Annotated in this window: 10 protein-coding genes; 4 read left to right on the forward strand and 6 right to left on the reverse strand. The window is 43.4% G+C overall.

Translation table 11 applies throughout. The annotated features are described in order from the left end of the window. Positions 1-25: 25 nt before the first annotated feature. On the reverse strand, positions 26-3,472 hold the full coding sequence (locus H6G32_RS27300) for an ATP-binding protein (protein ID WP_199328158.1): 3,447 nt from the start codon (positions 3,470-3,472) through the stop codon (positions 26-28). A 213-nt stretch (positions 3,473-3,685) separates the two neighbouring features. On the opposite strand from H6G32_RS27300, the gene H6G32_RS18740 reads away from it, so the two are divergent. The 3 genes from H6G32_RS18740 (at position 3,686) to vapC (ending at position 5,542) form a co-directional block, all read left to right on the forward strand. Continuing rightward, positions 3,686-4,810, forward strand: coding sequence for a sulfate ABC transporter substrate-binding protein (locus H6G32_RS18740; RefSeq protein ID WP_375539805.1), 1,125 nt, complete (start codon positions 3,686-3,688; stop codon positions 4,808-4,810). 139 nt (positions 4,811-4,949) lie between these two features. Further along, entirely contained in the window at positions 4,950-5,144 is a 195-nt protein-coding gene (locus tag H6G32_RS18745) for a type II toxin-antitoxin system VapB family antitoxin (protein WP_190460943.1), read from the forward strand. Beyond that, positions 5,141-5,542 (forward strand): type II toxin-antitoxin system VapC family toxin, encoded by a 402-nt coding sequence (vapC, locus tag H6G32_RS18750; RefSeq protein ID WP_190460945.1) that lies wholly within the window; start codon positions 5,141-5,143, stop codon positions 5,540-5,542. Before H6G32_RS18745 ends, vapC begins: the two co-directional genes overlap by 4 nt. Positions 5,543-5,735: 193 nt before the next feature. Here the strand turns inward: vapC and H6G32_RS18755 are convergent, their stop codons facing one another. From H6G32_RS18755 to ndhC, 5 genes are all read right to left on the reverse strand, one after another. Then, positions 5,736-8,174 carry a tetratricopeptide repeat protein gene (locus H6G32_RS18755; protein WP_190460946.1) on the reverse strand — a complete coding sequence of 813 codons (2,439 nt, stop codon included), beginning with the start codon at positions 8,172-8,174 and terminating at the stop codon, positions 5,736-5,738. Then, positions 8,164-9,462, reverse strand: coding sequence for an ATP-binding protein (locus H6G32_RS18760; protein ID WP_190460950.1), 1,299 nt, complete (start codon positions 9,460-9,462; stop codon positions 8,164-8,166). Before H6G32_RS18760 ends, H6G32_RS18755 begins: the two co-directional genes overlap by 11 nt. 272 nt (positions 9,463-9,734) lie before the next feature. Continuing rightward, entirely contained in the window at positions 9,735-10,262 is a 528-nt protein-coding gene (locus tag H6G32_RS18765) for an NAD(P)H-quinone oxidoreductase subunit J (protein WP_190460952.1), read from the reverse strand. Then, positions 10,255-10,992, reverse strand: coding sequence for a photosynthetic/respiratory NAD(P)H-quinone oxidoreductase subunit K (ndhK, locus tag H6G32_RS18770; RefSeq protein WP_015209615.1), 738 nt, complete (start codon positions 10,990-10,992; stop codon positions 10,255-10,257). The genes H6G32_RS18765 and ndhK overlap by 8 nt, the downstream gene beginning before the upstream one ends. Next, positions 10,983-11,345 (reverse strand): photosynthetic/respiratory NAD(P)H-quinone oxidoreductase subunit C, encoded by a 363-nt coding sequence (ndhC, locus tag H6G32_RS18775; RefSeq protein ID WP_015209614.1) that lies wholly within the window; start codon positions 11,343-11,345, stop codon positions 10,983-10,985. The genes ndhK and ndhC overlap by 10 nt, the downstream gene beginning before the upstream one ends. 196 nt (positions 11,346-11,541) lie before the next feature. Here ndhC and H6G32_RS18780 point away from each other — a divergent pair, with 196 nt between their 5' ends. Next, the gene (locus tag H6G32_RS18780) at positions 11,542-11,886 is read left to right on the forward strand and encodes a rubredoxin (RefSeq protein WP_190460954.1); all 345 of its coding nucleotides are present in this window, start codon (positions 11,542-11,544) and stop codon (positions 11,884-11,886) included. Positions 11,887-11,951: the final 65 nt, after the last annotated feature.

Raw genomic sequence — 11,951 nt, forward strand, 5'->3', positions numbered from 1 at the left:
TCTCTCAGCTGCTTGCTGCAGCTTCCTAGATAGGAATCTGAATTACAAATTCTGCGCCCTCTCCTGGCGAGGAAATACAGAGTAGCTTACCTCCATGTTTTTCTACCACAATTTGATAACTGATTGACAAGCCCAACCCTGTACCTTGTCCAACGGGTTTGGTAGTGAACAGATGGTCAAATATCTTCTGCTTTACTGCTTCAGTCATCCCCAGTCCGTTGTCCTTGATGTATATGCGTGCCCACTGCTGATCCTGAGATGTTTCGGTGCGGATGATAATTTCCTTGGGATTTGCCTGAATCACCTGGTAGGACTGCCCTTGAACCGACTCATCTATGGCATCGATCGCATTGCCTAGCAGATTTAGAAATACCTGGTTGAGTTGTCCGGGATAGCAATTGACTAGGGGTAAATCTCCATAGTCTTTGCTCACCTCAATTTTAGGACGCCGATTATTAGCTTTGAGGCGATGTTTCAAAATCATTAGGGTGCTGTTAATCCCCTCATGCAAATTAAAGGCAACCTTAGAGGTGGTATCTGCCCGTGAGAAGATTCGCAAGGAGGTGCTAATCTCGCAGATGCGATCTGTACCAGTTTTTAGAGAGGTGATTAACTGGGGCAAATCTTCCATTAAGTAAGGCAAATCAACCGCCTTGATTTGGGCGACAATTTCGGGTGCAGGCTGGGGATATTGCTGCTGATAAAGTTCCAACAGACCGATTAAATCCTGGATAAATGCCTCGGCATGACTCAAATTACCTGTAATAAAGCCCAGGGGATTGTTAATTTCGTGGGCTACTCCAGCCACAAGTTGACCAATACTCGCCATTTTTTCATTTTGCACAAGCTGGAGTTGGGTTTGCTGGAGGAGTTGCAGAGATTGCTCCAGGAGCAAAGCGCGATCGCAAACTCTAGCTTCTGATGCTTGTAAATCCTGGTATAGCCGGGAATTTTCCAAGAAGATCGCGGCTTGGGAGCAATGAACTTTGATCCTTGCTAGCAGTTCATCTTTCGAGATTGGCTTGGTTAGGTAATCATTAGCTCCTGCCTCGAAACCAACTACTAAATCAGAAACATGGTTCCTGGCAGTTAATAATACAATGGGCAACTCCGATGCTTGCCAGGTTTGGCGAATTTTGTGCGTGACTTCATAGCCTGTCATTCGCGGCATCATCACATCTAGCAAAATCAAATCAGGTTTCAGTCCGCCCTCTAATATAGCTAGAGCTTCAATACCAGAAGCTGCCTCTGTAATTTCATAGTTGTATAGGGATAAATGATTGACTAAAACCTGACGGTTTACTGGTTCATCATCCACAATCAGGATTGACCATTCAGGGTGATTTTTTGCAGTTTGTCTATTGTTATGAGCATGAGCATCAACTTCCGAGGGCAAAGAGTCAAGTACAGGGGAAGATTGATATCTGTGGCTGGATACCAAAACACTCTGACTGCTAACCGCTGATATCTGGCTAACTGGTAGGGTAAAGGTAAACCGCGAACCTTGATCAATCATCGATTCAACACCAATTTCTCCACCATGCAACTCCACCAACTTCTTAGAGATAGCTAGCCCCAAACCTGTACCACCGTAAATCCTGGCTGTAGAACCATCAGCCTGCTCAAAGGACTCAAACACCCGGTCTAGTTTATCCTCTGGGATACCGATGCCAGTATCAGAGATGGTGATGGCAATCTTAGATTCTTGCCCATCTTCTTCGCTACTAATTAACCGGGCAGATACTTGCACGCTGCCACTGTCAGTAAATTTAATGGCATTACCTATCAAGTTATATAAAATTTGCTGGAGGCGATTTTCATCTGCACTCACTAGAGGCAGATCGGCGGGAATATCGTTTACTAGTTGTAGATGCTTTTGACTAATTAACAGTCGGTTCAGGGTTAGTACCACTTCGACAATTTCTCGCACTGCTACAGGCTTGAGTTGCAGTTCAATTGTCTGGTGTCTGAGTTTGGAAAAATCTAGAATATCGTTCACCAGTGTGGCCAGTCGCCGTCCACTACTAGCAATCATCGCCAGATTAGAAATTGTGGTAGCTGGCAGCTTACCTGTCACCCCATCAATCAGTGATTCGGCAATGCCAATAATCCCATTTAGGGGTGTCCGGAGTTCGTGGGAGGTGTTGGCTAAAAATTCATCCTTGAGTTTATCGGTTGCCTCAAGTGCTTCCTGGGCCTGCTTGAGTCTGGCTTCACGGGCATAAACTTCACCCGCCATTGCATTGAAAGAATGTGCCAGCCTTCCTAGTTCATCAAGTCTTGTGGTATCTAGTTGGATATTGAAATCGCCGGCTGTAATCTGATCCGTTGCCATCATTAAGTTATTCAGGGGAGCAGCAACCTGTTGACGCAGGACAAAAAACAGTATTGTGACCTCAATCACTAGGGCGATCAGTCCCAAAATGAGTATAAAGCGGGCATTCTCAAAAGCCAGCCCTGCCAAAATTGATTTGGGAAAGACTGTGACAAAGTACCAGTTGGGGAGGTCGAGTTTGGCGATCGCTAAATACTCGTTATCCTGGGAATTTTCTACCACAACCTGTCCAGGCTTCAGGTCTTTCACCAACTGAAAAATCCGCACCAGATGTGGATCTCCAGAGGTAAGAATGTTAAAATTTCCTAGCTTTTCCTTGATCTCATCCCCCTTTTCTGGATGGGCAATCAAGCGACCGTCTTCCCGAAAAATCATGTTGTAAGTGCCTTGCAAGCGATCTTTCAAGGTGCGATCGAGCAGTTCGTTCAACACAATATCGTGTCCTATGGTGGCGATCTGCTTGCCCCCAATATCGATTGGTGTTTCACAAGAGACAGTCCAATCTCTAGCAACCTGATCGTAGTAAAGCCCGGTGCAAACTGTTTCACGGGCTGGATTATGCTTTTTGTCAGCAATCCAAAAATATTCTTCTTTGGGAATGTTTTGGTCAGCAGTGGCATTTTCTGCCCAAGGGACTTCTGGCCAGTACATCACCATGAAATTTTCTGGCGCATTAATATAGGTGTTTTGAAAGCGACTACGCCAGGAGGGGCCGTAAGTCATCACCAAGTCATAAAAGGTGAGGACGCGATCGCGAATTTCTGGGGTAATGGTGAGATTTTTGTCAATGAAAACACTGGGTTGACGACTGCGGTCAAAGCCGTTGGGTTGATTACGAATGACACCATCAGGCGATCGCACCAACAACCGCTCAAAGTCTATTTGGCGACCATCGCCCACCTCATCCAGTCTTCGCCGCAAATCTTGCTCCAATAGAGCATGGTTGTCTTTTGTCAACAGAAAAATACTGCTTTCCCGCTGTCCCCGTTCGGTAATATATTTCTCTAGCTGTCTCTGAGTCTGGCTTTCCAGAGTAGACATTATATGCAGGTAACTAATTCCCGTAGATCCAACGATCACCAGGGCAATCCTCACTGCCATCTTGATCAAGGTTTCACGGGTGATTGATCCCTTCATCTTGAAGACAAGTTTTTCTGGAAATAAGGACATGCGGTGTATAGGGGTATGAAATTTTTTATTCTGATTCAATATAAACTACTGTAATCATATCGAGTTATCGTACAATAAACTATTACAGATAATTACTGAGGAATTTCTCTGTTTATGTCGTATCGTCAATCAAGGAACTGGCCTTCCTGGAGGAATACGAGCAAATACTCAGTCTCAGGTATGTTAAATCCTCTATTTCAGTTATTTCAAGTATTGAAGCGACCTAGCAAGGGAGCCTTTACCATGCTGCTAGCAGTCAGCCTTAGTTTTTGTCTGCTCACCTCTGCCTATAAAAAAGATACAGGCTTGCCGGAACCATCCCTAAATAGCCAGACACAACTGGTGAGCCAAAAAAACAAACCCGTTGAACTTAACATAGTCTCCTTTGCCGTCACACGGGCAGCTTATGCCAACATCATTCCCCTATTTCAACAGAAATGGCAGCAAGAGCAGAATCAAGAAGTCAGATTTCGGCTCAGTAATGCCGGCTCCAGTACTCAAGCCCGTGCTGTAGTCAATGGACTCCCCGCCGATGTCGTACACTTAGCACTGGCACTAGATATCAACCGCATTCAGAAAGCCGGTTTAATCCAACCAGGTTGGGAGCAAGAAACCCCCAATCATAGCATTGTTACTAGCACAATTGGTGTCATTGTCACCCGTGCCGGCAACCCTAAAAACATCCACACCTGGGCAGATTTAGCCAATCCTGGAGTTTCCGTAGTCACTGCTGACCCAAAAACATCAGGAATTGCTCGCTGGAATTTCCTAGCTTTTTGGGGTTCAGTCACCCAAACCGGGGGAACAGAAGCACAAGCATTAGATTTTGTCACTAGGGTTTATGAAAATGTCAACGTCTTAGCCAAAGATGCGCGAGACGCAACCGACATCTTCCTCAGACGCAAACAGGGAGACGTACTCATCAACTATGAAAATGAGTTAATCCTAGCTTCCCAAGAAGGGTTAGCAAAAGATAACTTTTCCGTAATTCCCCAGATTAATATTTCCATCGACAACCCCATTGCAGTAGTAGATAAATATGTTGACCGTCGGGGAACGCGACAGGTAGCAGAAGCCTTTGTAAAGTTCCTCTACAGCCCAGAAGCACAGCGAGAATTTGCCAAAGTTGGATTCCGACCATTCAACCCCACCTTAGTTCAGGAGTTTTCCTGCAAGTATCCCCCCATCAACAAATTATTTACAGTTCAGACCTTAGGTGGTTGGAGTGCTGTGCAAGAGAAATTCTTTAAAGACGGCGGAGTTTTTGACCAAATACAGGCATATATCCACAGCCGAACCGATTAAAACCTTTGCTGCCATTAGCTCCTGGGTTGAGTAGAGCGAAAATTCTACATGGGATTTTTATCAAAAAATGCGATCGCCCAACCCCAAGTAAAACCTACAATATATATAAAACATCAAAATACACACATCTGAGCTTACCATGAGAACTAATATCATCATTGATGACCAACTTATAGATGATGCCATTAAAGCAACTGGACTTAAAACTAAACGAGAAGTTATAGAACTTGGTCTTAAGACATTAATTAAACTCAAGCAACAAGAAAAAATAAAAGCTTATAGAGGAAATCTCAAATGGGAAGGCGACCTTGAAGATATCAGAACAAATCCATGATTCTTGTAGATTCAAGCGTATGGATAGACTATTTCAACGGCAGGGAAACCCCAGAAACAAATAAGCTGGATATGCTTTTGGGAGTAGAACCCCTCGCCATTGGTGATCTCATTTTGACTGAAGTACTCCAAGAATTTCGCTCAGATAGTGACTATCAAACGGCAAAGGAATTGCTGACTTCTCTGAAAATTTTTGAGATGCTGGGCGTTAATCTTGCTCTCAAAAGCGTTGATAACTATAGAATTCTGAGAAAGCGTGGTATCACCATCCGCAAAACGGCTGATGTTATTATTGCCACTTTCTGTATTGAAAACCAAAACTCACTTCTATTCACCGACAAAGATTTTTTGCCATTTGTTGAACATCTTGGATTGCAAACAGTTTCAACAAAAATATAAGAATTCAATATAGCTGCTCAAAAAATGCGATCGCATCACAATTCAGGATTATAAAAGACAAGGTATTCGCTCAACTTAAGCAAAAACTCTTATGAACTACCAGCCCTAATCTCGTTCCCAGTCTCCGACTGGAAATGCCTTCACAGCGGCTCTGCCGCTAGAGACGAGACACAACAGCAGCCCAGCAATATTTTTATGTATCATCATCTGATGCTTCTGTTTGCTGCTGCAACGCTTCACGAATGTCTGACAATAAATCAGGATTGCTCTCTAGTTTTTCCAGCATTGCCAGCGCTACTTCTGTATTAAACGCGGGAAGCTCCGCTTGTTGTGCAAGAGATTTAAGAACGTCAAACAACGTTTCCTTATCCCAATGCAGAAGCTTCATTATGTGCAACATTTTCACAGTAAGTGTTGCGTTTTGCGTATTTGGGTGTTGGTTGCCTAAACTTTTTTGATATATCACCAACGCTTGTTTAGACAAATTTTCAGCTTCCGCATATTTATTTTGCACTTCATACAACAATGCTAAATTGTTGAGACTCGTTGCTACAGCAGGATGGTCTAGTCCCAATTGGCGTTTTTTGATTTCTAAAGATTGCTGAAAAAGCGGTTCTGCATCGCTGTAGCGTCCTTGGAATTTATAGAGTGATGCTAAATTGTTGAGACTCGTTGCCACATCGGGATGGTCTAGTCCCAGTTGGCGTTTTTTGATTTCTAAAGATTGTTGATAAAGCGGTTCTGCATCGCTGTAGCGTCCTTGGAATTTGTAGAGTCCTGCTAAATTATTGAGACTCGTTGCCACATCGGGATGGTCTAGTCCCAGTTGGCGTTTTCTGATTTCTAAAGATTGCTGATAAAGCGGTTCTGCATCGCTGTAGCGTCCTTGGGATTCGTAGAGTGCTGCTAAATTGTTGAGACTGTTTGCCACATCGGGATGGTCTAGTCCCAGTTGGCGTTTTCTGATTTCTAGAGATTGCTGATGAAGCGGTTCAGCATCGCTGTAGCGTCCTTGGGATTCGTAGAGTGCTGCTAAATTGTTGAGACTGTTTGCCACATCGGGATGGTCTAGTCCCAGTTGGCGTTTTCTGATTTCTAAAGATTGCTGATAAAGGGGTTCTGCATCGCTGTAGCGTCCTTGGGATTTGTAGAGTGATGCTAAATTGTTGAGACTGGATGCTACATCGGGATGGTCTAGTCCCAGTTGACGTTTTCTGATTTCTAAAGATTGCTGATAAAGGGGTTCTGCATCGCTGTAGCGTCCTTGGGATTTGTAGAGTGATGCTAAATTGTTGAGACTGTTTGCCACATCGGGATGGTCTAGTCCCAGTTGGCGTTTTCTGATTTCTAAAGATTGCTGATAAAGGGGTTCTGCATCGCTGTAGCGTCCTTGGAAATGGTAAAGTAATGCTAAATTGTTGAGACTGGATGCCACATCGGGATGGTCTAGTCCCAGTTGGCGTTTATATATTTCTAAAGATTGCTGATAAAGAGGTTCAGCATCGCTGTAGCGTCCTTGGGATTTGTAGAGTGATGCTAAATTGTTGAGACTGTTTGCCACATCGGGATGGTCTAGTCCCAGTTGGCGTTTATATATTTCTAAAGATTGCTGATAAAGAGGTTCAGCATCGCTGTAGCGTCCTTGGGATTTGTAGAGTGATGCTAAATTGTTGAGACTGTTTGCCACATCAGGATGGTCTAGTCCCAGTTGGCGTTTATATATTTCTAAAGATTGCTGATAAAGGGGTTCAGCATCGCTGTAGCGTCCCTGAGATTCGTAGAGTGCTGCTAAATTGTTAAGGCTGGTGGCTAAGTCTTTGTCTAAACCTAATTCTTTTTGCACTTCAACAGCCTTGCTAAAACACTCAATTGCTAATTCTTGTTCTTTTCTGTAATCCTGATACTCTCCCTTATCTAACCTTCTTCTATAAATATTTCCCAGACTGAAATACAAAGTAGCCAAACTCGAATCTTTGAGTCCCTCTTGTTCCTTCTGGTAGATAAACTGTCTTAAGTCCTCTATCGGCAAAAAATAGGGATTTTCATCATCAAAACCCGATAATTTTCTTTCAATTAAAACAGAACGCATCGGTTCTAGTTCTCTACTAGAAACAGTATTTTTCTTTCTCGAAACAAAGTGAAATACACCAGCACGCCAACTCCAAAAATCTGAGGCTTTTTTAATCAATTTACTCAAAATTTGGTTAGTCACCCAAATAACAATTGGATAGGGAAAATCGCGCATAGCTTCCCTCGTCCACTGTAAATAACCGAAGAAAATCTCTTGTTCTGACCTTTCCTCCCCCATTCTGAGAAAATAAAGCTGTTCAGCACCCGTTACAGTTATGACAGCCTTTCCTCCCTGACGCAGATATTCTTCACTTTGTACAAGTTGGTAAATAGCAGCCTTGAGACTCGGTTCACCCCGTGCCAATGTCACCCGATAAAGGCGAAATTTAGACTGTAATTCTGCTTCATACTTAGCAATAATCTCATCACGAAAATTAGCATCATCACAAACAGCTATTAGCAAACTCAAACCAGATTCTTTAGCTTGAATGCTCACAATCAAATCATCATAAGCATCCAAATTTTGCTCATCATCAGCATCAAATAGTTCCTTAGCTGCCATTTATCAACCCCTGATCTCTCAAAAGTTCTACAACAATTGGGTGAACATCATACCAGTTCTTACGATTGCGATATTCCAAAACATAAAGTCCGTGTAGCAAATCTAAAAATGCAGCTTCCTTAGGATCATCAGGCATAAAATTTTGATAAGTATTTTGCAATATGGCATAATCAACCTTACCCAAAGGAACAGCGAAATCATTACGGATGTTATTTACTGCTTCATCCAAAATTTGCTCATTAATCACCACTGCTTGCCCAGGTTTACGCCGGATTAATCGCAGACAAATTCGGCAACATTCGTTAGCAATTCTAATCAACTCCCGCAAGACACCACCGCTATTTAAAACAATTTTTTCTGCCGCTTGTAATTCTATAAGTTCATCTACAATCCGCTTTTGTAAGATTTCATATAGAACATCCTTTGCTTCAGCACGAGGCTGAGGGTTAGGCTGACGGCTTTGCTCCTTTTCAAACAATTTTAAAACAGGCATCACTACAATTTGGTCATTAGTCTCCGTCTCAATCAGTGGTCTGAGAAACTTGTCTCGTAAAACCGCAATAGGTATTGTGTAAATAATCCTAAAACCTGGTTGGCATAAAGCTTTAATATTGTCACGATAAATATCGTCAACCCTTGCCAATTCTAGTTTATCTAAATCATCAATAATCACTAAAACCTTTTTTTTCTTTTTAAGACTTAATTCAATTACATTAGCAATATTATTAATAAGGGCGACTAAATCTGAAATTTTGCGCTCAAATTCTTGCTTGATTTCATTGCGAACAGAAGCATTAACTTTTAACGCACCTCTAAACAATTTGAGCAAATCAAAACCTGTAGATGCTTCCGCATCTAAAGTTTCAGTTTCTGTTTTAATTCGAGTTGCAAACCACTTATAAAAAGAATCTTTTGTAGATTTAGGAATTTCTACTTGGCATGCTTCCGCCTCATACATTAAGTTGACTGCAATAGCAAAAAGGATATTGACATGGTTAACATCTGACATCTCAATAGTGTCTGAAATAGAAAATAAAACCACAAAATAACGATCATCCAATCGCCTTTTAAATTCAGATAACAATGTAGACTTGCCACAACCGCGATGTCCCGTGAAGATAATTTTGCCATCACCATTAGGACTGTCTTCAACTAATTGCTCTAACTCTTCAATTACCTCATTACCATAATCCACTCGGAATTTATCTAAGTCATTCTGATATTTGAGTGGTAACAGTTCCAAATTTCGATATGCTTCCTGAAACGCTTTTAATAAATCTTCAGACATTGGCTATCACAATATAACGTCCTATATATTCATATCATCGCGCATCCTTGCCGAACTAGAAACCCCTCCTCCGTGTTCCTCCGCGCTTACCTCCGCGTCCCTTTGCGTTTAAAACATCACCCCCACAAACTCCTTGCTTACCTTGAGTTTCATTCCTCTCCCTCCTCCTTTGCGCCTTTGCGCCTTTGCGTGAGACACCCAAAAACAATACCCCTCTCCGTCGTCGGAAAGGGGTTAAAAAATCACCGCTGACACACAGCACCCAGCACTACTTAATAAGCATCTTGCAACTCGTAGAAATCAGGCGAGATGTAATCCTTACGTAACGGCCAACCTACCCAATCTTCCGGCATCAAAATCCGCTTCAGATTTGGGTGTCCTTCGTAGATAATGCCGTACATATCGTAAGATTCGCGCTCTTGCCAATCCGCCGTTTTCCAAATCCAGTACACTGAAGGCACCGTGGGATTTTCCCGTGGTAAGAACACCTTCACCCGCACTTCTGCCGGTCTATCAGCATTATCACTGATTTTAATCAAGTGATAAACACTCACCAAATCTTGTCCTGGCCCCAAGTCAATGCCAGACTGAAACTGGAGGCAATTAAACCCGTAGGCATACAAAGCTGTAGCGGTAGGTAGCAAAAAATCAGCCGCCACCTTAATAATCTCTACTCCGTTAGCATCGGGTGCTAAAGACTCATGGTCAAAACCATTTTCCGCCAACCACTGGGAAACAATACCGGCTTGGACTAGAGCTTCTGCCGCTGCTGGGACTACTTTCGATTCTTCATCAGCCACGGTATTCTTCCTCCTTTTGTGTCTTTGCTGTCAGCAGCGCCGGGGGTATAGGCATCCCAATTGCTTCCGCCAATTCCTTTGGTGGTGTGTAGCGAGTCTCTGACTGCAAATACTTACCAGTTAAAATTTCTTCCACTGGCTTCAGGTTATGGGTTGTGCTGTAGTAGCGATGGATTTGCTTGATGTTACCCCGCTCTTGGATTGAATCATTAGCGATTTTCTTCCGCAGCTTAATAATTGCGTCGATAATCGCTTCCGGACGGGGAGGACAACCGGGCAAGTACACATCCACGGGAATCAGTTTATCAACTCCACGCACAGCCGTGGGGGAATCAACGCTGAACATCCCGCCAGTAATTGTACAAGCTCCCATCGCGATGACATACTTCGGTTCGGGCATTTGTTCATAAAGACGCACCAATTGCGGTGCCATCTTCATGGTAATTGTCCCGGCAGTAATGATTAAATCGGCTTGACGGGGGCTAGAACGGGGAATTAGTCCAAAACGGTCAAAGTCGAAGCGAGAGCCAATTAAAGCGGCAAATTCAATAAAGCAGCAAGCTGTACCAAACAGCAGGGGCCACAGACTAGAAAGCCGCGCCCAGTTGTAGAGGTCATCAACCGTAGTCAAGATGACGTTTTCTGAAAGGTCTTGAGTGACTTTCGGACGCTCAACGGGGTTGATGATGCGCTCTTGATCCTGGGTGGTTAAGTTAGAATTCAAGACCATTCCAAAGCTCCTTTACGCCATGCGTAAACTAAGGCGACTACAAGAATTGCAATAAAAACTAGCGCTTCCAGAAATGCCAATAGCCCCAAACGGTGGAAAGCCACCGCCCAAGGATATAAAAACACAGTCTCCACGTCAAAGACGACGAAGACTAGGGCAAACATGTAGTAGCGAATGTTGAACTGAATCCAGGCACCGCCGATGGGTTCCATCCCGGATTCATAAGTGGTGCGCCGTTCTGGGCTGGAACCACTGGGTCGTAGGAGCTTGGACGCTGAGAGCGCCAGGGCTGGCACTAGGCTACAGATGATTAGAAAGCCTAGAAGATACTCGTAACCGCTGAGGACAAACACAATGAATATCTACCGCTTAGGATGTAATTAAGGCTGTAACTTTCTTTTACATTATATCTTTTTGCCTTTTCTGAAATCTGGGAAACAGACGCGCTGAAGGTATTTGATTCGTTTTTGGTAGCGATAGAAAAGCCTAACAATTATGTCATAATTTGTAACGTATATTTAATATTCCCCCCTCTTCGAGGAGCTAGCCATGAGCGAACAAGCTGAACAAGCTGTTGAGACTCCAGAGTTAGACCGCTACGAGTGTCGCTCTTGCGGTTATGTTTATGAACCTGAGAAGGGAGACGACAAGCAAGATATTGCCTCAGGGACACTTTTTGCAGAACTACCAGCAAATTGGCGCTGTCCAGTTTGTAATGCTAAGAAGGTCGCTTTTGCCAACATCGGCCCTGCGGGTACAGCATCCGGTTTCAAAGAAAATTTAGGTTACGGTCTCGGTGTCAACACGCTGACACCAACCCAAAAGAATATCCTGATCTTTGGTGCTTTGGCCCTTGGGTTTTTGTTTTTTATCAGTCTCTACGGCTTACAATAAGACCCGCTATCTTTTATACCCAGTCTCTAGGACGGCTATTGCCATTCAGGTATACCTTTTAGAAT

Origin of the sequence: Cylindrospermum sp. FACHB-282 (genome assembly GCF_014697195.1) — a bacterium.
In the GTDB taxonomy this organism is placed as follows: domain Bacteria; phylum Cyanobacteriota; class Cyanobacteriia; order Cyanobacteriales; family Nostocaceae; genus Cylindrospermum.